18 protein-coding genes and 1 pseudogene are annotated in these 22335 nt (G+C 72.2%); 14 read left to right on the top strand and 5 right to left on the bottom strand.

Annotated features, from left to right (window positions below):
• Positions 1–112 precede the first annotated feature (112 nt).
• A pseudogene (locus GA0070617_RS30635) lies at positions 113–1591 on the top strand (flavin-containing monooxygenase); the annotation flags it as partial.
• Between the two features lie 6 nt (positions 1592–1597).
• Complete coding sequence (locus tag GA0070617_RS30630) at positions 1598–2506, top strand: SDR family NAD(P)-dependent oxidoreductase (protein ID WP_175440779.1); 909 nt, start codon at positions 1598–1600, stop codon at positions 2504–2506.
• A gap of 49 nt (positions 2507–2555) precedes the next feature.
• On the opposite strand, the gene GA0070617_RS17215 is transcribed toward GA0070617_RS30630, so the two are convergent.
• The gene (locus tag GA0070617_RS17215) at positions 2556–4004 is read right to left on the bottom strand and encodes a cryptochrome/photolyase family protein (RefSeq protein WP_091439073.1); all 1449 of its coding nucleotides are present in this window, start codon (positions 4002–4004) and stop codon (positions 2556–2558) included.
• A 95-nt stretch (positions 4005–4099) separates the two neighbouring features.
• On the opposite strand from GA0070617_RS17215, the gene GA0070617_RS17210 reads away from it, so the two are divergent.
• The 4 genes from GA0070617_RS17210 (at position 4100) to GA0070617_RS17195 (ending at position 8382) form a co-directional block, all read left to right on the top strand.
• A complete protein-coding gene (locus GA0070617_RS17210; protein ID WP_229688588.1) occupies positions 4100–5452 on the top strand; it encodes an MFS transporter in 1353 nt (450 codons plus the stop codon).
• A gap of 73 nt (positions 5453–5525) precedes the next feature.
• A complete protein-coding gene (locus tag GA0070617_RS17205) occupies positions 5526–6611 on the top strand; it encodes an S-(hydroxymethyl)mycothiol dehydrogenase (protein ID WP_091439071.1) in 1086 nt (361 codons plus the stop codon).
• Complete coding sequence (locus GA0070617_RS17200) at positions 6611–7240, top strand: MBL fold metallo-hydrolase (RefSeq protein ID WP_091439067.1); 630 nt, start codon at positions 6611–6613, stop codon at positions 7238–7240. Before GA0070617_RS17205 ends, GA0070617_RS17200 begins: the two co-directional genes overlap by 1 nt.
• A 434-nt stretch (positions 7241–7674) precedes the next feature.
• The gene (locus tag GA0070617_RS17195) at positions 7675–8382 is read left to right on the top strand and encodes a hypothetical protein (protein ID WP_091439064.1); all 708 of its coding nucleotides are present in this window, start codon (positions 7675–7677) and stop codon (positions 8380–8382) included.
• 74 nt (positions 8383–8456) lie between these two features.
• Here GA0070617_RS17195 and GA0070617_RS17190 read toward each other — a convergent pair whose 3' ends face one another.
• On the bottom strand, positions 8457–9719 hold the full coding sequence (locus GA0070617_RS17190) for an IS256 family transposase (protein WP_091435527.1): 1263 nt from the start codon (positions 9717–9719) through the stop codon (positions 8457–8459).
• Positions 9720–10454: 735 nt separating this feature from the next.
• Between GA0070617_RS17190 and GA0070617_RS17185 the strand changes: the two genes are divergently transcribed.
• From GA0070617_RS17185 to GA0070617_RS17160, 6 genes are all read left to right on the top strand, one after another.
• On the top strand, positions 10455–11045 hold the full coding sequence (locus tag GA0070617_RS17185) for a hypothetical protein (protein WP_091439060.1): 591 nt from the start codon (positions 10455–10457) through the stop codon (positions 11043–11045).
• Positions 11046–11232: 187 nt separating this feature from the next.
• Positions 11233–12795: a hypothetical protein gene (locus GA0070617_RS31575; protein ID WP_229688644.1), complete on the top strand. Its 1563-nt coding sequence runs from the start codon at positions 11233–11235 to the stop codon at positions 12793–12795.
• A gap of 16 nt (positions 12796–12811) precedes the next feature.
• On the top strand, positions 12812–13786 hold the full coding sequence (locus GA0070617_RS17175; RefSeq protein ID WP_091439056.1) for a pirin family protein: 975 nt from the start codon (positions 12812–12814) through the stop codon (positions 13784–13786).
• A gap of 376 nt (positions 13787–14162) precedes the next feature.
• Positions 14163–14573 carry a DUF2267 domain-containing protein gene (locus GA0070617_RS17170; RefSeq protein ID WP_091439053.1) on the top strand — a complete coding sequence of 137 codons (411 nt, stop codon included), beginning with the start codon at positions 14163–14165 and terminating at the stop codon, positions 14571–14573.
• A 285-nt stretch (positions 14574–14858) separates the two neighbouring features.
• The gene (locus GA0070617_RS17165; RefSeq protein WP_091439051.1) at positions 14859–15878 is read left to right on the top strand and encodes a TerC/Alx family metal homeostasis membrane protein; all 1020 of its coding nucleotides are present in this window, start codon (positions 14859–14861) and stop codon (positions 15876–15878) included.
• Positions 15879–16018: 140 nt separating this feature from the next.
• Complete coding sequence (locus GA0070617_RS17160; RefSeq protein ID WP_091439048.1) at positions 16019–17320, top strand: NAD(P)/FAD-dependent oxidoreductase; 1302 nt, start codon at positions 16019–16021, stop codon at positions 17318–17320.
• Here the strand turns inward: GA0070617_RS17160 and GA0070617_RS17155 are convergent.
• Genes GA0070617_RS17155 through GA0070617_RS17145 form a run of 3 tightly spaced genes read right to left on the bottom strand, consistent with a single transcriptional unit; the run spans position 17291 to position 19317 of the window.
• Positions 17291–18436 carry an AI-2E family transporter gene (locus tag GA0070617_RS17155; protein WP_091439045.1) on the bottom strand — a complete coding sequence of 382 codons (1146 nt, stop codon included), beginning with the start codon at positions 18434–18436 and terminating at the stop codon, positions 17291–17293. The genes GA0070617_RS17160 and GA0070617_RS17155 overlap by 30 nt on opposite strands.
• A gap of 53 nt (positions 18437–18489) precedes the next feature.
• A complete protein-coding gene (locus GA0070617_RS17150) occupies positions 18490–18852 on the bottom strand; it encodes an STAS domain-containing protein (protein WP_091439042.1) in 363 nt (120 codons plus the stop codon).
• A 48-nt stretch (positions 18853–18900) separates the two neighbouring features.
• The gene (locus tag GA0070617_RS17145; RefSeq protein WP_091439039.1) at positions 18901–19317 is read right to left on the bottom strand and encodes an STAS domain-containing protein; all 417 of its coding nucleotides are present in this window, start codon (positions 19315–19317) and stop codon (positions 18901–18903) included.
• A gap of 181 nt (positions 19318–19498) precedes the next feature.
• On the opposite strand from GA0070617_RS17145, the gene GA0070617_RS17140 reads away from it, so the two are divergent.
• Together GA0070617_RS17140 and GA0070617_RS17135 are read left to right on the top strand one after the other, a co-directional pair.
• Positions 19499–21256 carry a PP2C family protein-serine/threonine phosphatase gene (locus GA0070617_RS17140; protein WP_091446566.1) on the top strand — a complete coding sequence of 586 codons (1758 nt, stop codon included), beginning with the start codon at positions 19499–19501 and terminating at the stop codon, positions 21254–21256.
• 2 nt (positions 21257–21258) lie between these two features.
• Positions 21259–22308, top strand: coding sequence for a cobalamin B12-binding domain-containing protein (locus GA0070617_RS17135; RefSeq protein WP_091439036.1), 1050 nt, complete (start codon positions 21259–21261; stop codon positions 22306–22308).
• The last annotated feature ends 27 nt before the right edge of the window (positions 22309–22335 follow it).

The following is a 22335-nucleotide window of genomic DNA, read 5'->3' as shown; positions in this document are numbered from 1 at the left end:
AGTCGTCTGCAACCTCACGCCGGTAACCCGACCGACCCGCCCGCGTTGACGCGTCGTCACCGCGCTGGATACGGTCCGCACCGGACCGCCCCTCGGCACCGGGAGAACAGCCATGGCCAGCGACCACGTCGACGTGCTGATCGTCGGCGCCGGCCTCTCCGGCATCGGTGCCGCCTGCCACCTGAGACGCGACTGCCCGGACAAGACCTGGGCGGTGCTGGAGGCGCGCGACGCCATCGGCGGCACCTGGGACCTGTTCCGCTACCCCGGGGTGCGCTCGGACTCCGACATGCACACCCTCGGGTACGCGTTCCGCCCCTGGACCGACCCGCGGGCCATCGCCGACGGCGACGCCATCCGCGACTACGTCCGCGACACCGCCCGGGAGTACGACGTCGAGCGGCACATCCGCTTCCGGCACCGGGTGGTACGCGCCGAGTTCGACAGCGCCACCGCCCGCTGGACGGTGCACGCCGAGCGGGGCGACACCGCCGAGCCGGTGGTGCTCACCTGCTCGTTCCTCTTCACCTGCACCGGCTACTACCGGTACGACGCCGGCTACACCCCGACGCTGCCCGGCCTCGACCGGTACACCGGACGGCTGGTCCACCCGCAGCACTGGCCGGCCGACCTCGACCACACCGGCCGGCGGGTGGTGGTGGTCGGCAGCGGTGCCACGGCGGTGACCCTGGTCCCGGCGTTGGCCGAGCGGGCCGCCCACGTCACCATGCTGCAGCGCTCACCCGGCTACGTGGTCGCCCTGCCCTCGCGGGACGCCCTCGCCGACACGCTGCGGCGCTGGCTGCCCGCACGCGTCGGCCACCGGCTGGTCCGGGGCAGGAACGTGCTGTTCTCCACGGTCAGCTACCAGCTCAGCCGACGCGCCCCCGGAGTGGCCCGGCGGCTGCTGCGCCGGGCCGTCCGCCGTCAGCTACCCGCCGGCTACCCCGTCGACAGGCACTTCGCGCCCCGTTACGACCCCTGGGACCAGCGGCTCTGCGTGGTCCCCGACGGTGACCTGTTCACCGCGATCGGCGCCGGCCGCGCCTCGGTGGTGACCGACCGGATCGACACCCTCACCGAAACCGGAATCCGCCTGGCCTCCGGCGCGGAACTGTCCGCCGACGTGGTGGTCACCGCCACCGGGCTGAACCTGCTCGCCCTGGGCGGCCTGACCCTCGCCGTCGACGGCACCGACGTCGACCTGGCCACGACGGTCGCGTACAAGGGCATGATGCTCTCCGGGGTGCCCAACTTCGCGCTGACCATCGGCTACACCAACGCCTCCTGGACCCTCAAGGCGGACCTGGTCGCCGGGTACGTCTGCCGCCTGCTGCGCCACCTCGACCGCACCGGCCAGCGGGTCGTCACGCCGCTGCCGCCACCCGACGGCGACCGGGTGCCGCTTATCGACCTGCGCTCCGGGTACGTGCTGCGCAGCGTCGACCAGCTGCCCCGCCAGGGTGCCCGCACCCCCTGGCGGCTGCACCAGAACTACCCCCGCGACCTGCTGCTGATGCGGCACGGTCGACTCGACGACGAGGGCGTCCGGTTCTCCGGTCCGGTCACCCCGACAGCGCCCGCAGCGAGGAGACCGATGCGTACCTTCGACTTCACCGGCGGCACCGCCGTGGTCACCGGTGCCGCCAGCGGCATCGGCGAGGCGTTGGCCCACGGTCTGGCCCGCCGCGGCAGCGACCTGGTGCTGCTGGACCGCGACGCCCAGCGGCTGGCCACGGTGCTGACCGCACTCCGGACCCGGTACCCCGACCAGCAGGTCACCGGCCACGTCGTCGACCTCGCCGACGCGACCCGCACCGCCGAGGTCGCCGAGCAGATCCGGGACCGGCACCCGCGGATCCGGCTGCTGGTGAACAACGCCGGCGTGGCCCTGGGCGGCCGGTTCGACCAGATCAGCCTGGACGAGTTCGGCTGGGTGATGGACGTCAACTTCCGGTCGGTGGTGCAGCTGACCCACGTCCTGCTGCCGGCGCTCAAGGCCGAGCCGGGCGCCCACCTGGTCTGCGTCTCCAGCCTCTTCGGCCTGATCGCCCCGGCCGGGCAGACCGCCTACGCGGCCAGCAAGTTCGCCGTCCGGGGCTTCACCGAGGCGCTGCGGCACGAACTGCGGGCCGACGGCGTCGGGGTCACCTCGGTGCACCCCGGCGGCATCCGGACCTCGATCGCGCGCAACGCCCGGATGGGCAGCGGGGTGCCCGCCGAGGACTTCGCCGCCGACCTGCGCCGCTTCGAGGGACTGCTCACCATCGACCCGGCCCGCGCCGCCGAGATCATCCTGACCGGGGTGCGTCGCCGCCGACCACGGGTGCTCATCGGCTGGTCGGCGAAGCTGCCCGACCTGCTGGGCCGGGTCGCGCCGGTGTCCTACGGCCGGTTCCTGGACGTCGGTCAGCGCCTGCTCACCCACGCCCTGGCCCGCCGGGCCGCCGCCCGGTCCGCCCCGACCCGCGCACCGGCGCCGGATCCGGCCACCCCGCCGGGTTGACCCACGCCGCCGGGCCGTCCGTCGGGTCCGGTGTCGCCGCCCGCCGACGTCACGGCGGGTTGTCGCCGCGCTTCTCCTCCTGGGCCAGCACCGCCTCCCGGTGCTCGGGATCGTCCCGGGCCGCCAGCTCCGCGGTCAACCGCGGATCGTCGGCCAGTCGGGCCCCGTTGCGGTGCAGGAAACTCTCGAAACCCCCGGTGTACGGGCAGGCCAGGTCGCCGAGGGCGCGTTCCGGAACGTACCGGCAGCCGGCACAGTAGTCGCTGATCTCGTCGATGTACGCCCCGTCGACCGCGTACGGCCGGGTGTCGACGCGACCCAGGTCGGCGTAGTGGCTCATGCCGATTACCGTCGCGTTCATCACCCAGTCGGTGCCGTCGACGAACGACTGCCGGAACCACTCGACCAGCTCCGCCGGCCGCCAACCCCGCTGCAGCCCGTAGTTGCCCAACACCAGCAACCGCTGGGCGTGGTGGGCCCAGCCCCGGTCCCGTACCCCGGCGAGCACGTCGGCCAGGCACCGGGCCTCCACGGCGTCGGCGTCGAGGTCGCGGAACCAGTCCGGCAGCGGCTCGGTGGCGGGCAGCCACCGGCCACCCCGGAACGACGGCTCCACGTACCAGTACAGCTGCCAGAGGAACTCGCGCCAACCGAGCAGCTGCTGGATGAACGGCTCGACCGCCGAGCGTGGGGCCCACCCGTCGCGCCAGGCCTGTTCGGCTCGGCGTACCGCCGGCTCCGGATCGAGCAGCCCCAGGTTGAACGAGGAGGAGAGCACACTGTGCGCCAGGGTCGGGTCGTGGGCGCTCATCACCGCACCGAACCGGCCGTACTCGGCCAGCCGGTGCCGCAGGAAGTGCGCCAGCCGGGCCTCGGCCTCGGCATGGGTGACCGGGTAGCGGCGGGGGGAGTCCCGGCCGACGAACCGGACCCCCTCGGCGGCCCACCGGTCGAGGTCACGACGCACCTGTGCGTCGATGTCGTCCTCCTCGACCGCCGGCGGCGGGGGCACGTCGAGCGGGTCACGGCGAGCCGGGGTACGGGCCCGCGCACCACCCGCCGGCTCGGTCAACACCCCGTACCGACGCTTGTTCTCCCGGTAGAAGTCCCACATCCGCAGCGGTGCCCGCCGGCTGCGGTCGGCCCAGGCGGCGAAGTCCGCCTGGCTGGTGATGAAGCCACGCGGCGGCAGGACCGTCAGTCCGTCGACCGACCGGGCGAATGCCAGGGCGGCCCGGGAGTGCGGATGGCACACCTCGACCGCCCCGCCGAGCTGCCCGAGCGCCTCCCGGAAGGTGCCGGTGCGCAGCAGGACCGCCCGGTCACCCAGCTCGGCGGCCCGGTGGCGCAGCGCGGAGAGGATCAGGTGCGCCTTCTGCCGGTGCATCGGCCGACGGCGGAACACCTCCCGTGCCTCGACGAGCAGCACCGGCTGACCGGGGTCGTCGAGGAAGTGCGGCCCGAGTTGGTCGGCGAGCAGCCACCGGTGAGGAGACATGCGTCGATTCTGCCCAGTGCGCCACTGTCGCGCCGGCTGGCGGGCCCGGTGTCCGCAATATGGTCCGATCGGCTCCGCCTTACCGCCCGCCCCACGTGTCCCGGACCACGCCCGACCGGGGCGCGGTGACCGGCCGGGAGCCGGCGGTGATGATGGAGATCATGCCTGCCACCGTGCTCGACCGGATCCGCGCCGTCGAGGCGGCCCCTGCCCGGGCCGGGATGGTCTGGGCGGTGGCCCTCAGCGCGTACGCGGCGGCGGTGTTCCACCGCAGCTCGCTGGCGGTGACCGGGGTGGACGCCACCGACCGGTTCGGCATCAACGCCTCCGCGCTGGCCACCTTCTCCGTCGCCCAACTCGCGGTGTACGCCGTGATGCAGGTACCGGTCGGGGTGCTGCTCGACCGGTACGGCTCCCGCCGGCTGCTGCTCGTCGGCGGTGCCCTGCTGGTCGCCGGCCAGCTCTGCTTCGCCCTCGCCACGGACGTGCCGCTGGCGGTGACCGGACGGGTCCTGGTCGGCTTCGGTGACGCGATGACGTTCATCAGCGTGCTGCGGCTGGTGGCCTCCTGGTTTCCCGGCCGGCGCAACCCGATGATGGTGCAGTTGACCGTGACCCTCGGTCAGTTCGGTGCGATTCTCGGCGCGGTGCCGTTGGTGGCGCTGCTACATGCCACCGGTTGGAGCACCGCGTTCCTGATCGCCGCCGCGGTGGGCGCGAGCGTCACGATGATGGTGGCCGTCGCGGTCCGGGACACCCCGCACCGGGAGACCGCCACCGTCGCGCCGCCCGGGTTGGCCGTCGTCCGCCAGCGACTGGCCGACGCCTGGGCGCAGCCGGGGACCCGGCTCGGCCTCTGGACGCACTTCGTCGTCCAGTTCCCCGGCACGGTCTTCGCGCTGCTCTGGGGCTACCCCTTCCTCGTACAGGGGCAGGGGTTCGCCCCCACCACCGCCGCCGCGACGCTGACCGTCATGACCGTCGTCGGGCTGCTGCTCGCGCCGGTCATCGCGCAGCTCTGCGCGCGGCACCCGTACCACCGCTCGTCGCTGGTCCTGGCCCTGGTCGGCGGCACCGCCCTGATGTGGACGGTGGTGCTCGCCTGGCCCGGTCGGGCACCGGGGTGGCTGCTGGTCGTGCTGGTGGTGGTGCTGGCGGTCAGCGGCCCCGGCTCGGCGATCGGCTTCGACTACGCCCGGACCTTCAACCCGGCGCACCGCCTCGGCAGCGCCACCGGAATCGTCAACGTCGGTGGCTTCGTCGCCTCGATCGTCCTGATCCTGGCGATCGGCTTCGTGCTCGACCTGACCACCCCCGCCGGTGCGGCGAACCCGGCGCTGTCGTCCTTCCGGTGGGCCTTCGCCGTGCAGTACCTGCTCTGGGCGCTCGGTGTGGTGCAGGTGCTGCGGTACCGCAGGGTCACCCGGCGGCAGCTCGCCGCCGGGTGACCCAGGCCGGTCGGTGAGCCGGCCGGGGTGATCGGCGGTAGGTTCGCCCTGGGAACCGGAACAGGGAGGCAACGTGAGTCAGCAGGTCCGGGGAGTCGTGTCGCGGAGCAAGGGTGCTCCGGTCGAGGTCACCACGATCGTGGTACCCGATCCGGGGCCGGGTGAGGCGGTGGTGCGGGTGCAGTCCTGCGGGGTCTGCCACACCGACCTGCACTACCGCGAGGGCGGCATCAACGACGACTACCCGTTCCTGCTCGGCCACGAGGCCGCCGGGACCGTGGAGCAGGTGGGCGAGGGCGTCACCGACGTGGCGCCGGGCGACTTCGTGGTGCTGAACTGGCGGGCCGTCTGCGGCACCTGCCGGGCCTGCCGGCGCGGCCGCCCCTGGTACTGCTTCGCCACCCACAATGCCACCCGGAAGATGACCCTCACCGACGGCACCGAGCTGACCCCGGCCCTGGGCATCGGCGCCTTCGCCGAGAAGACGCTGGTGCACGCCGGCCAGTGCACCAAGGTGGCGCCGGCGGCCCGACCGGCGGCGGTCGGCCTGCTCGGCTGTGGGGTGATGGCCGGGCTCGGCGCGGCGATGAACACCGGGCAGGTGACCCGGGGCGACTCGGTGGCCGTGATCGGCTGTGGTGGCGTCGGTGACGCGGCCGTCGCCGGCGCGGTCCTGGCCGGGGCGACGACGATCATCGCGGTGGACACCGACTCCCGCAAGCTCGACTGGGCCCGCAGGTTCGGTGCCACCCACACCGTCAACGCCTCCGAGGACGACCCGGTCGCGGCGATCCAGGCGGCCACCGGTGGCTTCGGCGCCGACGTGGTCATCGACGCCGTCGGTCGGCCGGAGACCTGGAAGCAGGCCTTCTACGCCCGCGACCTCGCCGGCACGGTCGTGCTGGTAGGCGTGCCGACCCCGGAGATGACCGTCGAGCTGCCGCTGCTCGATGTCTTCGGCCGCGGCGGGTCGCTCAAGTCCAGCTGGTACGGCGACTGCCTGCCCAGCCGGGACTTCCCGCTGTTGACCGAGCTGTACCTGCAGGGCCGCCTCGACCTCGACGCGTTCGTCACCGAGGAGATCGGGCTGGACCAGGTGGAGGAGGCGTTCACCCGGATGCACCACGGTGACGTCCTGCGCTCGGTGGTGGTGTTCTGATGGCGGCCCGTATCGACCACGCGGTCACCTCCGGCACGTTCTCCCTCGACGGGCAGACCTTCGACGTCGACAACAACGTGTGGGTGCTCGGCGACGACACCGAGTGCGTCGTCTTCGACGCCCCGCACGACGTCAACGCGATCCTGGCGGTGGTTGCCGGTCGGCGGGTCCGGGCCGTCCTGGCCACCCACGGTCACGACGACCACGTCCTGTTCGCCCCGGCCCTGGCCCGGGCCGTCGACGCGCCGGTGCTGCTGCACCCCGCCGACCGGGTGCTGTGGGACATGGTCCACCCCGACGTCCCACCCGCCGGTGAACTCGTCGACGACGAGACGATCGAGGTGGCCGGGACCAGCCTGCGGGTGCTGCACACGCCGGGGCACAGCCCGGGCGCGTGCAGCTTCCACGCGCCGGAGCTGGGGGTCGTCTTCACCGGCGACACGCTCTTCGCCGGCGGTCCGGGTGCCACCGGGCGCTCGTACAGCGACTTCGACACCATCATCGCCTCGATCCGGACCCGGCTGCTCACCCTGCCGCCGGAGACCGTGGTGCACACCGGGCACGGCGACAGCACCACCATCGGCGCCGAGGCACCCCAGTTGGAGCAGTGGCTGGCCCGGGGCCACTGACCGAGTCGGAGAACGGGGTGCGTCCGGCGGGTGCCGGGCGCACCCCGTTCGTTTCCCGGTCGGTCGTGGGCCGGGGACGGCGCGGGCGTCCGATCGCCGGGCGCACCCCGTTCGTTTCCCGGTCGGTCGTGGGCCGGGGACGGCGCGGGCGTCCGATCGCCGGGCGCACCTCGGCGTTTCCGGCCGCTCCCGGTCCGGGACGGTGCGGGCATCCGGTCCGCTCGTTGGGTTGTGACGGGTCGGGGGTGGCCCGTCCGATTCCCGGGCGTGACCCGGACCACAGCCCGCGCCGATAGCCGCATGTCCGGAATGACGGACACGGCGGGGTGGTTGGCATCCCCAAAGCGCCGACCAGCACACCCGCGTCGGCAGCCCCTGTCCCGAAGAGGCGCTCACCGTCGCAGCGCGTCGTAACGATCGAAAGGGCAACCATCGTGAAGTCCCCCTTCACCCGATGGCTCCCCGCCATCGCCAAGACCCCCTCCCGTCAGGCCACCCTCTCCGTCGTCGGGGTGGCCGTCATCGGCGGCCTGGCCTTCGGGCCCACCGCCGTCGCCGCACCGATCACCAGCACCCCGCACGCCGGCGCGGTGGCCGCCATCGACCTGGCCACCGGTAAGAGCCGAGCGGCCGACCCGGTCGAGTCCGGGCTGACCACCGGAGCCTGGCAGGCCGGCGGCGCCCGGACCGAGACGGCCAAGCCGACCCGGGACGAACTGATCCCGCACGGCGTCGAGGGCGCCCAGTCCCGCATCCCCCTGGACGACGCCCAGGTCTCCAACGCCCGGGCCATCATCGCGACCGCCAAGCAGACCGGCGTGGGGGAGCGTGGCGCGGTCATCGGCGTGGCCACCTCGCTACAGGAGTCGAAGCTCTACAACCTCGGCCACCTGGGCATGTACAACGACCACGACTCGCAGGGCCTGTTCCAGCAGCGTCCGTCGTCCGGTTGGGGCACGCCCGACCAGATCACCGACCCCGAGTACGCCGCCACCGCGTTCTTCGAGGCACTCAAGAACGTCGGCGGCTGGCAGGAGCTGCCGCTGACCGCCGCCGCCCAGACCGTCCAGGTCTCGGCCTACCCGTACGCCTACGCCCAATGGGAGCAGCAGGCAGCCGACATCGTCCACGAACTCTGGTAACCCCCATTTACCGGTAAGGAAGGGCCGGGAGTGTGGCGATTTCCGTGTTTGGGCCTGTGGTGTGATCGAGGTTGTTAGATGGTGATCCGGTCGCTGTAGGCCAGGATCAGGGCGTTGAGGGCCTTGGCCCAACCGTAGACCCGGCCGGTGATACTCCCGCCGCCCCGGCGTTTCTGCTGGACGACGAGGTAGAGGACCTTCATCGCGGCCTGCTCGGTCGGGAAATGCCCGCGGCGGCGGGCGGCCTGCCGGAACCGGGCGTTCAGGGACTCGATGATGTTGGTGGTGTAGAGGACTTTGCGGACCTCGTGGTTGTAGTCCAGGAACGGCACGAACTGGGGCCAGGACTGGCGCCACAGCTTGATGACGGCCGGGTAGCGGTCGCCGAACTCGGCGGCGAACGCCTCGAACCGGGTCTCGGCGGCGGCCACCGTGGGCGCGGTGTAGATCTCCCGCAACGCGGGGGTGATCTTCTGCCAGTCCTTGCGGTTGGTGTAGCGCAGGCTGGCTCTGACGAGGTGGACGACGCACTGCTGATGCACCGCGAGCGGCCACACCTGTTCGATCGCGTCGGTCATGCCCTTGAGTCCGTCGGAGCAGACCATGAACACGTCCTCGACGCCCCGGTTACGCAGTTCGGTGAGGTAGGCGGCCCACTGCTTGGCGCCCTCACCGCCGGTGCCGGCCCACATGCCGAGCACGTCGCGTTCCCCGTCGAGGCTGATCCCCACGACGACGTAGACGGGTCGGTTCGCGACCTGCCCCTGGCGGATCTTCATCACCAGGGCGTCGATGAACACCACCGGATAGATCCGGTCCAGGGGGCGTTGCCGCCACGCTTCCATGTCGGCCAGGACACTGTCGGTGACCCGGCTGATCAACTCCCGGGACACCTCGGCGTCATACACATCGGCGAGATGCGCGGAGATCTCCCCGGTCGTCAACCCTTTCGCGTACAACGACAGGATCGCCTCGTTGAAGCCGTCAAGGCGGCGGGCGTGTTTCGGCACGATCCGCGGGGTGAACGACCCGGCCCGGTCCCGAGGGACCTGGATCCGCACCGGCCCGACCTCGGTCTGCACCGTCTTCACCCCGTGACCGTTACGGATGTTGACCCGCCGACCGGTCTCCTCGTCAACACCGGCGTCGTCGAGGTGGGCGTCCAACTCGGCGTCGAGCGCTGATTCCAGGACGGTGCGGGTAATCCCGGCGAGGAGCCCACCCGATCCGACCAACGAGACTCCGTCGGCCTTGGCCCGCTCGACCAACTGCTGGGCGAACTCCCGCTCCGCCACCGACGGCCCCGGAAGCTGAACCGGATTCTTCTTGTCTGCCATGACGTGGTCCTTCCTGGACAGGATCGACGTCCTGTCCAACGGACCACACCCAGGTCAAACACGGAAATCTACGCAGTCCCGGGAAGGGCCCCCTGTTATCGCTTTCTGATGTAAAAGGGGCCCTTCCTTACACGTGGGCGGGCGGGGGTCCGGGCGCGGTGTGCTCCAGGGCGTACCGGATGCCCGTGTACGGTGCCCCGACGTGGATCGCGGGTGTCGGGTAGATCTTGGACATTTACCGTTCACATAGAACGGTAAATGTCCAAGATCTACCGCCTGGGTGCGGGTGGGTGATTGGGTCGCTCGTCGGCCCGTGGACAGTGCGGCCGTGAACGCAGCCGACCAGGCCTTATGTCCGCTTTGTCTCTTCGGGGGGTCTGAGGTGAACGCCTGTCCCTTGTTGGGGGCGAGTTGAGGCGCGTCGGGGGTTTTGTCCGGTTCTCTGGGCGGGGTCGGGGTGGAATGGGTGCGGGCCGGGGGTCGTTACACCCTGCGTACGACCGAGTAGCTCGGCGGTTCGGCCTGCGGGCCGGGCCGGGTGGGCCCGCCGGGGAATGACGGTGGGTGGTCGGTCGTTACATCTGGACCCGGCGCGGTGAGCAGGGGTTCTTCTCTGCTCCCGGTCGGCGGGATCTTTCCCCTTTTCTTGTTGGTGGGCGCCTCGTGGTGCTCGCATCCGCACCGGTGTTTTTCCCCTTGTGGTGTGGGTGTCGACCCCCAGGTTGGAGCTTTCTCATGACGACGATCATTCGTAGGAGTGTGTTGGGTATTGCGGGTCTGGCGGTTGCCGGTGGTCTGGCGGCGGGTCCGCTGAATCATCAGGATGCCACCCCGGTGACGTCGGGTCTGGCTCCGGTGGCTGCGGTGCAGGAGTCGAAGCCGGACACGGCGGCTCTGCTGCCGCATGGTGAGCCGTCGGGTCAGTCGCGTATCGAGTTGAACGACGAGCAGGTGACCAACACGAAGGAGATCATCGCGGCGACGAAGAAGGCCGGGATGGACGAGCGGGCCGCGGTGGTGGCGATCGCTACCAGTTTGCAGGAGTCGAAGTTGGAGAACCTGGGTCATCTGGGTGACCGTAACGATCATGACTCGCAGGGCTTGTTCCAGCAGCGTCCGTCCAGTGGTTGGGGGACGGTGGAGCAGATCACCGATCCGCAGTATGCGACCACGGCGTTCCTGAAGGGTCTGAAGCAGGTCGATGGCTGGGAGGACATGTCGTTGACCAGGGCCGCGCAGACGGTGCAGGTGTCGGCGTTCCCGGACCACTACGCGCAGTGGGAGAAGCAGGCCGCTGACCTGGTCGCCGAGCACTGGAACAGCTGACCCCCGCGATACAGGTTCAAGGCCGTTGGCCGGTACCCCCCATCCGGGGGTACCGGCCAGCGGCGTCTCCACACCCGGCAGCGTGACCTGCGCCGGGTTGATCCGAAAGCGGTCCGGGCACGTATCTCCTGGCGGGGGACCGCGAAAGGGGAAGGTCGTGTCGGACCACGAGATGTACCGACGTCCGGTGACGAGACCTGTCCCGGATGCCGACGAGCCCACGATCGAGATCGTGGGACTCGCACCGGCCACCGTGCCGACCACGGAGGAGTTCTGGCCGGATGTAGCGACCGGGGGCGCTCCGCCCACACCACCGCACCGGCCGGCCAACGGTCCGACGCGCGCCGACCGTGCGCCGGCCGACGACCCCGTCCGCGTCGCACCAGCCGACAACGCGCCGACCACCGCCGACGCCGCATCGGGCTGGGCTCCGGCCGACCCCGCGTCGGCCCCCGCCGCCGCGTCCGCTAGCGCCGCATCGGGCTGGGCCCCGGCTGACCCCGCGTCGGCCCCCGCCGACACCGCGTCGGTCTCGGCCTCCGCCGGCACCGCGCCGTCCATCTTCGACCCGGTGCCCGGTCGCGTCGAACCTGCCGCCGTGCCTGCCGAGGCGGCTCCGCGTCGCGTCGAGGCGGGCGCGCCACCGGCAGACGCCGGCCCGCGCCCTGTCGACGCCGGCCCGAGTCCGGACGAGGCTGCCGTCAAGCCCGCCGACGCGGCCCCGCACAGTGTCGAGTCCGCCGCCGTGCCGGCCGATCCCGCCCCGGGTTGGGTGGCCGGCGCCCTGGGCCGGGTCGACGGCGGCTACCAGCACGACCCGTGGGAGCCGTTGGTCGGCGACGTCGGGCCGGGACCCGACGACCACCGTCTCGGCATGTCGCCCTGGCCGCCGGTCGGACCACCGGACGACGGGCTGCTGATCGACGTCGACGGCACGCCGGCGGACGGTTCGCCGCCGCCCCGGCGCCGCTGGTCGCGAGGTACCAGGTGGTTGACCGCCGCTGTCGTGGTGGTGCTCGCCCTCGGCGCCGCCGCCGTGGCCGCCACGCTCGCCGCCCCCAATCCGCTGGGGGTGGCGTTCTCCGGGGACGGTGACGGTCGACCACCCACGGGTGAGACCGCCGTGCCGGCGGAGCCGGCTCCCGACGGTGCGTTGACCGCGGCGCTGGACGGTCGGCGTGCGGCCACCTTCGAGCTCCTCGACGGACTCACCACCCTGGCGCTGCGCGCCGACGACCTCGGTGACGACCTGTACCGGATCGGTGCCCCGGCCGGCGGTGTCAGACCGGAACCGCAGCTGCGCGGGGACAAGGTCCGGCTGTACGTCGAGCAGACCGGTCGACCCGGCCCCGGAGTCGTCGACGTGGTGCTGAACTCGCGGGTCACCTGGCAGTTGAAGATCGTGGGCGGGGTCGACGAGCAGGTGCTCGACCTGAGCCGGGGCCGGCTGGCCGGGGTGGAGCTGATCGGCGGAGCGACCCGGGTCGACCTACGGTTGCCGCAGGTCACCGGCACCCTGTCGGTGCGGATGTCCGGCGGCCTGAACGAGCTGCTGATCCGGTCGGCCGGGGACCCTCCGGCGCGGGTCCGGGCCGCTTCCGGCGCCGGCACGATCCGGGTGTACGACCAGCGGCAGGCCGGCATCGCCGCCGGGCAGGTGGTCGACAGCCCGCAGTGGGACAACGCCACCGACCGCATCTGGGTGGACCTGGTCGCCGGGGCCAACCTGGTGACCGTCGGGCGCAGCTGAGCGTAGAGTCAGCTCGGTGGAGCGTACCGAAACGATGCCGGCGCTGACCCGGCCAGCCGGCACGGCCGCGACCGATCCGGGCAGCGTCCTGTTGCCCGGCCACGACGTGCCGCTGGGGCGTTGGACCACGGTGCGCCGGCTGCTACCGCAGCGGCAGCGCCGGATGGTCGGCGCGTGGTGCTTCGTGGACCACTTCGGCCCGGACGACGTCGCCGAACGGCCGGGGATGACCGTACCGCCGCACCCGCACACCGGGCTGCAGACCGTCACCTGGCTGCTGGACGGGGAGATCATCCACCGGGACAGCCTCGGCAACGTCCAGCCCATCCGGCCCGGCCAGCTCAACGTGATGACCTCCGGGTACGGCATCGCCCACTCCGAACGCTCGCCCGCGACGCGCCCACCGGTCATGCATGGCGTGCAGCTCTGGGTGGCCCTACCCGACCCGGCGCGGGCCGGCGCGGCCGACTTCGCCCACCACGCCGACCTGCCGACCTGGCAGGGCGGTGACCTGGTCGGTACGGTCCTGGTCGGCGAGTTGGGCGACGCCCGGTCCCCGGCCGTGGTGCACACGCCGCTGGTCGGGGTGGACCTCGCTGTCGGCGGCCCCCGACCGGCCACCGTGCCGCTGCGCCACGACTTCGAGTACGGACTGCTTGCCATGTCCGGCTCCGCCGAGGTCGACGGGATGACGCTGGAGGTCGGCGTGCTGCTCTACCTGGGGGCCGGTCGGACGGAGTTGACCCTGCGGGCCGAGCCCGGCAGCCGGTTGCTGCTGCTGGGCGGCGTCCCGTTCGAGGAGCCGTTGGTGATGTGGTGGAACTTCGTCGGCCGCTCCCACGAGGAGGTCGCCGCCGCCCGGCAGGACTGGGCGGCCGGCAGCGACCGGTTCGGTGCCGTGGCCGACGATCCGGCGCCGCCCCTGCCCGCCCCGGCACTGCCCACCACCCGGCTGAAGGTGCGGGACCGGCACGGCGGCACCCGCGGTTGAGCCGGCGTCGGCCCGCTCCGCACGTACCCGCCAAGGTGATCAAGAACGTGCGATGGGCCACAGTTCTGCTGAAAATCATCCGTTAGGACGATGGCGCACGTATGCTTACGGCGGCAGTGATGCCCGCCCGGTTCGGGCGTACATCCGCCTCGCGGCCGTGACCCGGTTCGGGTCCGGCTGGCGGAGTCAGGTTCTGTGGTGCCCCGGTCGCGGTTCGCGGTCCGGGGCACCGCCTGTTTCGGCCCGGTGGGCTTTCGGCCCGCTCTGTTCCGGCCCGGTGGGCTTTCGGCCCGGTCGAGGCCCGGGCGCCGCGCCCCGTTTCCCCGCCGCAGCCGCGGGTACCCGTGCCGCCCCGACGAGCCGAGGGAGTACGGGCATGGACTACGACACCTTCATCGACCAGGTGGCCCGGCGTGCCCGCACGTCCGGCGAGCGGGCGGTCGAGTTGACCCGGGCAACCCTGGAGACCCTCGCCGAGCGGCTCACCGGCGGCGAGGTGCTGGACCTGGCCGCGCAGTTGCCCAAGCCACTGCGGTTGGTCCTCAGGCCGAGCCCGGGCACCGAGGCCGCCGACAGGTTCGGTGCGGCCGAGTTCGTGGCCCGGGTGAGCCTGCGGGCCGGGCTCGACGAGTCCGCCGCCCGGTACGCCGTCCAGGCCGTCTTCACCACCCTGCGGGAGGCGATCTCCGGCGGTGAGTTCGACGACGTGGTGACCCAGCTGCCGCGCGACTACCGGGAAATCGTCGAGCCGGCGTTGGCCCCCGGTACCGCCCTGCGCCGGGCCTGACCGGCGCGGCCGACCGGCAGGCCCGCAGGCGAGTGGTGTCGACCGGGGAGATCACCCAGCGTGACGAAATTGGGGACGACAGGCTTCGCCGGCGGCGCGCGCGGGCGGGTTGGGCCGTTGGACTTGGTAAGCCGGCCCGGCTGGCCTAATCTTTGTCGCACGAGGGGAGTACTTCCCACGAACCATACCGGTCAGTACGGTGCACTGGCGTGCACCTCGGGTGGTTGCCCAGCGAATGCTGGGTGAAGGAGACCTCGAACATGGAATGGTGTTCGAGGAGACCTCATGCCCGAAATCTCTTATCTGTCCGCCGGTGAGCTGACGTCGGTCGGTACCCCCACCCTGTGGGCCGTCACCATCGCCGGCGTGATCGCCCTGCTGTGCCTGGACTTCCTGGTCACCCGGCGCCCGCACGAGGTGTCGATGCGGGAGGCCCTCGGCTGGTCGACGTTCTACATCGCGCTGCCGTTGGCCTTCGGCGCCTGGGTCTGGTACGAGTTCGGCTCGCAGCAGGGTGTGGAGTATCTCACCGGCTACCTGGTGGAGAAGTCACTCTCCGTCGACAACCTTTTCGTCTTCATGCTGCTGCTGGCCGCCTTCGCGGTGCCGGCCGCGCTCGCCCAGCGGGTGCTGCTCTTCGGCATCACCGGGGCGCTGGTGCTGCGCGCGATCTTCATCGCCCTCGGCGCCGCCGCCCTGCAGACGCTCGACTTCGCCTTCCTGCTCTTCTCGATCATCCTGATCCTCACCGCGGTCAAGCTGCTGCGCGACGCCCTCTCCGGGCACGAGCAGGAAGTCGACATCTCGAAGATGCGCTCGGTCCGGTTGCTGCGCCGGATCATGCCGGTCACCAACGAGTACCACGGCACCCGGATGATCGTGAAGCTCGGCGGCCGGCGGACGCTGACCCCCCTGGCGCTGGTCGTGGTCGCGGTCTTCGCCACCGACATCGTCTTCGCCGTCGACTCGGTGCCCGCCGTCTACGGCATCACCGAGGATCCGTACCTGGTCTTCGCGACCAACGCCTTCGCGCTGCTCGGACTGCGGGCGCTCTACTTCGTCCTGCACGCCGCGCTGAGCCGGTTGGTGCACCTCAGCTACGGCCTGGCGGTCATCCTGGCGTTCATCGGCATCAAGCTGGGCCTGCACTGGGCGCACGGGATCTGGCCCGGGCTGCCGGAGATCCCCACCCTGGTCTCGCTCGGGGTCATCGTCGGGGTGCTGACCATCGTCACCATCACCAGCCTGCGGGCCACCCGCAACGCCGAGCCCGGCCCGACGGAGGTCATCAAGGAGCGGCTCTGAGCCGGCCGCGACGACCAGGCCCCCGCGCGCGGATCGACTCCGCGCCGGGGGCCTCGCCACGTCCGGAGCGGGCCCGGTCGGTCGCCGGTCGGTCCGTCGGGTGAGGTTTGTCCGGCGGGTCGGCGGGAACGGCACCAGGTATGACGAAACCTCGTGTGGTGATCGTGGGGGCCGGTTTCGCCGGATACCACGCGGCGAAGACCCTCAGCCGGCTGGCCCGCGACCGGGCCGAGATCGTGCTGCTGAACTCGACCGACTACTTCCTCTACCTGCCGTTGCTGCCCGAGGTGGCCGCCGGGGTGGTGGAACCGAGTCGGGTCTCGGTGCCGTTGAGCGGGACCCTCGACGGGGTGCGCGTGGTCGTCGGTGAGGCCGACCGGGTCGACCTGCAGAACCGCTGGGTCGGGTTCACCCAGCCCGAGGGCGACCGGGGCCGGCTGGCGTACGACCGGTTGGTGCTCGCCGTCGGCAGCGTGAACAAGCTGCTGCCCATCCCGGGGGTCACCGAGTACGCCCACGGCTTCCGGGGCCTGCCCGAGGCGCTGTACCTGCACGACCACGTGGTCCGGCAGATCGAGCTGGCCGAGCAGGCGCAGGATCCGGCCGAGCAGCAGGCTCGGGCGACGTTCGTGGTGGTCGGCGCGGGTTACACCGGTACCGAGGTGGCCGCCCACGGTCAGTTGTTCACCGACCAGTTGGCCGCCCAACGACCCCGGCTGTCGATCCGCCCCCGGTGGATGCTGCTGGATGTGGCCCCCCGGGTCCTGCCGGAGCTGGACCGGCGGATGTCGGACACCGCCGACCGGGTGCTGCGGCGTCGGGGCGTCGACGTGCGGATGGGCACCTCGGTCGCCGAGGCCACCGCCGACGGCGTGCGGCTGACCGACGGCGGGTACGTCTCGACCTGCTCGCTGGTCTGGTGCGTCGGGGTACGCCCCGATCCGTTCGTCGCCGACCTGGGACTGCGTACCGAGCGGGGCCGGCTCGTCGTCGACGAGTACCTCAACGTCCCCGGGTTCCCGGAGGTCTACGCCTGCGGGGACGCCGCCGCGGTGCCCGACCTGACCCGCCCCGGCGAGATCTGCACGATGACCGCCCAGCACGCCCAGCGGCAGGGCAAGCTCGTGGCGCACAACATCGCCGCCTCCTACGGGCAGGGGCGACGTCGGCCGTACAAGCACCACGACCTGGGCTGGGTGGTCGATCTGGGTGGCCGGGACGCGGCGGCGAACCCGTTGAAGATCTCCCTGTCCGGGCTGCCCGCCAAGGCCGTCACCCGGGGCTACCACCTGCTGGCGATGCCCGGCAACCGGGCCCGGATCGGCGCCGACTGGGTGCTCGACGCGGCCCTGCCCCGGCCGGCGGTGCAACTCGGTCTGGTGCCGGCCAACGCCGTACCGCTGGAGAGTTCCTCACCCGAGGTGCCCGCCCGTCGCCGCTGAGTCGTCGCCGACCGGCCCGGACGCGGGCTTCCCGGTGCGCCCGGACCTGCCAACGGGCTTCCCGGTGCGGCCGGACCGCAGCCAGGGCCGGGCCGGGGCGAACTCGCGGAGCAGGATCTGGACGATCCCGGCGGCCGGGATGGCCAGCAGCGCGCCGAGTACCCCGGCCAGATCGGCGGCCAGGAAGACGCTCACCAGCACGGTCAGCGGGTTCAGCCGGACCGCCCGGGACATGATCACCGGTTGCAGCAGGTGGTTCTCCACCTGTTGGTAGACCACGAAGAAGACCAGCACCACGATGCCGGCGGTGGGCGAGTGGACGAACCCGGCGCCCGCCGCGATCAGGGCGCCGAGGGTCGCCCCGACCAGCGGGATGAGGTCGGCGATCGCCACCAGCAGCGCGATCACCGCGGCGAACGGCACCCCCATCAGGACCAGGACGACAAAGGTCAGCCCGCCGCAGATCACGCTGATCAGCAGGTTGCCGGTGAGGTAGCCGGTCACGGTACGCGAGACCGCTCGCCCGACCCGTCGTAGCCGCTCACCCGGGCCGGGGCCGACCAGGTCGAGGGTGCAGCGGATCAGCCGCGGCGCCTCCAACACCATCAGGTACGCCAGCACCGTCACGCTGATCATGGCGATCACCGTCTCCGCCGCGCCGCGCAGCAGGTCCAGGGCGGGTCGGCGCAGTTGGTCGGCGTACTGGTCGATCTGGCCGGAGTGGGTGGCCACGTACCGGCTCAGATTCAGCCGGTCCAGCACCGCCCCGACCGGGCCCTGCCCCTCGCGAGCCTGGGCGAGCAGCGTCGGGGCCCGGTCGACGGCATGGGTGATCTCGTCCAACAGCGGCACGACGATCACCGCTGCCAGCGCGGTGAACACGGTGAAGGTGGCCACGAAGACCAGCAGCGTCGCCAGCGCGCGGCGTCGGACGAGTCGGCGCTCCAGGCGGTCGACCAGCGGTTTGAGGGCGGTCGCGAAGAACGCGGCGAGCACCAGCCAGCCCAGCACCCGTCGGGTGATCCAGAGCAGCGCCAGGCTGAGCAGGGTGGCCAGCACCAGCCCGATGACGATCATCGCCCGGTGGGCGGTGCGTCGACCGTCGGTCTCGCTCATCCCGCGCGGCTACCCGGGCGGGCCGACCGGAAACCCGGATCGGGCCGGGGCGCTCAGCCGACCGCGCGGTCCCCGTCGGTGATGCCGTGGTGTGTCACGTCGCTGTGCTGCACGGCCAGCAGCTCGGCCAGACCGGTGCGGTCCAGCAGTTGCTGGAGCTGCGGGCTCATCCCGGTCAGCCGGATCGCGCCGGAGCCGCCACGGTGCATCACCAGGAAGGCACTCAACCCGGAGGAATCGCAGAGAGTGACCCCGGTCAGGTCGACCAGCAGCTCCTGGTGACCCTCCCGGCGCAGCTCGGCACCGACGGCGATGAGCTCCGGCGCGGTGTCGAAATCCAGCTCTCCGGCCAGCCGCAGCCGGGCGCGCCCGGCGTCCAGCCGGGTCACCTCGATGGACAGCAGTTGCGGCGGCATGCCCCCAGTCTGGCAGCCGTTCGCGACGGGGGCACCCCGAGGGGGTGCCTACGCGGAGGCAGCCGGTGGTGACGGTGCCCGGCCGGCCGTCGGCGACCGGTACCCGCCGGAGGCGGCCAGGGGGCGGGCGAGTAGGCCGGTGACGCCGGTCATGTCCAGGATCGTGGTCAGGAACCGGGGCGTGGAACGCAGCTGGATGGCGGTGCCACCCTGCTGGCCCTCCCGCCAGGCGTGCACGATCACCGACAGGCCGGTGCTGTCGATGAAGAGCAGCTCGCCGAAGTCCAGCACGATGGCGGGTGGGTGGTCGACGAGCATCCGGTCGATCTCGACCCGCAGCGGCCCGGCCGTGGCGAACGCGAGGTCGCCGCTGACCCGGATCAGGGGTGCGTTCGGATCCGTCCGGTCGACAACGAGACCCAGGGGTGTCGCCTCCGGCTTCCGCCCAGGGAGTACCAAGATCACGCCTTTCCGCGGGGGTGGCTGCCGGAATCGTAACAATCACGCGGTGGATCCGCAGATTATGACCGGGACGGCGTACCCGGGTGGCGGTGTCGGCAGACCGGCGTAGGGTGACGAGGAAGGACTGGATCACACCCGCCGCCGGCGGGGTGCGGGGTGTCGACAAGGAGTGAGGCTCAAGCTGGTGGCTGGCGCCGACGTTCGGGGTGGAGTTCCCGGCGACGGACGGAGTACCCCGCCGAGCGCCGCACGGGCCTCGGCGAGGCCCGTCGACGCCGGGATCCGCTCTGCGTTGGCCCCCCTGGCACCCGACCGCAGTCACGCCGCGCCCGACTGGTCCGAGGTCGTCGAGCACTTCCGCGAGGGCCTGATCGTCTGCGACGCCGAGGGTGTGGTGCGTCACCTCAGCCCGGTAGCCGAGCGACTGCTTCCCGAGGTCGTCGTCGGTGCGCCGCTCACCGCGGCGGGCCTGGACGGGCTGGCCCCGGACTCGACCACCGGCGACGTCACCCACCACGGTCGTCGGCTGCGGGTCCGCCGGGTCGCGCTGTCCGCCGCCCGCTGCTGCTGGTACGTCGAGGACGTGACCGAGAGCGTCAGCCGGGCCGACGCGTTGCTGGCCGAGCGGGCCCGGTCGGCCTTCCTGGCGGTGGTGGGGGAGAAGCTCGGCAACCCGTTGCATCCGGACCGGGCGGCGGCGGCGGTGGTCCGCCTCGCCGTGCCCACCCTGGCCGAGGTCGCCGTGTTGGTGCTCGCCCCACGTTCCGGCCGGAGCCGTTGGTGGCGGGCCTCGCGGGTCGACGACGAGGCGCCGGCGGTCGACACCGGGGTACTGACCGTCGTCGACCTGCCGCCGGCGATCGCGGCCGGCCTCGCCGGCACCGAGCCGCACTCGGTGGACTGGCTCGTCGAGCAGGCCGTGGAGGCGGGTTGGCTGCCGGGCCTGAGCGCGGCGCAGACCAGCGCCCGGGTGGTGTCGCTGCCCGGCCGGGAGGCCCCGGCGGGAGTGCTGCTGGTGGCCCGACGCGCGAGCCGGTGGTACGACGACGCCGACCTGGAGTTGGTGCGGGCCTTCGCCGCCCGCGCCGGCGCGACCCTGACCACCGCGGTGCTCTACCGCGAGCAGGCCGAGGTGGCCGACACCCTGCAGGCCAGCCTGGTGCCGGTGGAGCCGGCGGAGACAAGCGGCGTGCAGTGGGGAACGGCCTACCGACCGGCCCAGGCGGGCCTGCGGATCGGCGGCGACTTCTACGGCTCGCACCGGCTGGCCGACGGCGGTTCGGTGTTCTTCCTCGGTGACGTCTCCGGCAAGGGGGTGGAGGCGGCGGTCTTCACCGGTCAGCTGCGGCAGTGCCTCCAGGCCCTGCACCGGGTCGAGTCCCAGCCGGCGCGGCTGCTGGGTCTGCTCAACGACGCGTTGCTGGAGACCACCCAGGCGCACGGTCAGGGCCGGTTCGCCACCATGATCCTCGGGGTGGCCCGGCCGCAGCGCGACGGCAGCCTGATCCTGACCATGGCCGGTGGAGGCCATCTGCCGCCCCTGGTGCTGCGCAACGCGGGCGCCGTCGAGGTCGTGAAGCTCAGCGGGATGCTGATCGGTGTGGTGCCCGATCCCCGCCTCGGCGAGGTGACGGTCCGGCTGGCCCCCGGCGAGACCTGCCTGCTCTACAGCGACGGGGTGACCGAGGCGCGGGGCGGTCGCCGTGGCGACGAGCAGTTCGGCACCGACCGGCTGCTCAACGCGCTCCTGGGGTGTCAACGGATGCCGGCGCCGGCACTGGCTGAGCGGCTCGAGCAGGTGACCTGCGACTGGCTCGCCCAGGGCGACCACGACGACATCGCGGTGCTTGCCCTGCGCGCGGTCGGGCCGACCTCCCGACCGGCCCGTCATCTGCACGCCGTGCCCACCGCCGGGCCCCACCCCGAGGCGAGGGGGCGCTGAGCATGGTCGCCCCCGTGACCCACGCCGGCCCGGCCGCGGCCTACCCGGAATACCTGGACTGTCTCGCCGAGGCCGACGAGTACGCCGCGACCGACGTGGCGCTGGCCCTGCTGGAGTCCGGGGTGCCCGCCGAGCGGGTGTTGCTTGACCTGGTGGCACCGGCACAGGTCGAGGTGGGCGAGCGGTGGGCCCGCAACCAGTGGAGCGTCGCCGAGGAGCACGCCGCCACCCACATCAGCGAGCGGGTGGTCGCCGCCGTGGTGGCGTACGCCGATCCCCGGCCGACCCGGGAACGGATCGTGGTGGCGTGCATGGACGGGGAGTGGCACGCGCTGCCGCCCCGGCTGGTCGCCGAGGTGCTGCGGCTGCGGGGGTGGCAGGTCACCTTCCTGGGTGCCAGCGTCCCGGCCGCGCACCTGGTGTCGTACCTGCACCGCCACGACGCACACGCGGTCGCGCTGGCCTGCGCGTTGCCGATGCGGCTGCCGTACGCCCACCGCATGATCGAGGCGTGCCGCCGCTCGGACGTGCCGGTGGTGGTCGGCGGTCGGGGGTTCGGCGTGGACGGCCGCTGGGCCGGCCGGCTCGGGGTGAACTGGGCCCCGGACGCCCCTGCCGCCGCCGAACTGGTGGCCGACGAGCGGGCGTTACGTCGGATGCTCACCGCCGAGCTGCCCCACCTTGCCGACGACGAGTACGCCAGCCTGGTCAGACGCCGGGGTGAGTTGATCGACAGCGGGTTGGCCGACCTGTACGAGCGGGCGCCGCGGACCCGGGACTACAGCCCCACCCAGCTCGACTCCACCGTCAGCGACCTCGGTTACATCGTGGACTTCCTGGCCGCGGCGGTCTATGTGGACGACGGGTCGCTGTTCACCGATTTCATCGACTGGCTGCTGGTGATCCTGACCAGCCGGGGCGTGCCACCCGCGGCGCTGGGGCTCACCGTGGATCATTATGGACAACAGTTGCGGGACTTCCCGCGGGCCGCGGGTTATCTCGGTGCCGCGGCGGCGCGGGTGCCCGGCGGGCTCGACGCGCGGCGTCGCTGACGCCCGGCCGGTCGGGTTGGCGCGGCG

The organism is Micromonospora yangpuensis (assembly GCF_900091615.1).
Taxonomy (GTDB): domain Bacteria; phylum Actinomycetota; class Actinomycetes; order Mycobacteriales; family Micromonosporaceae; genus Micromonospora; species Micromonospora yangpuensis.
This window is presented reverse-complemented; position numbering and strand designations above follow the sequence as displayed.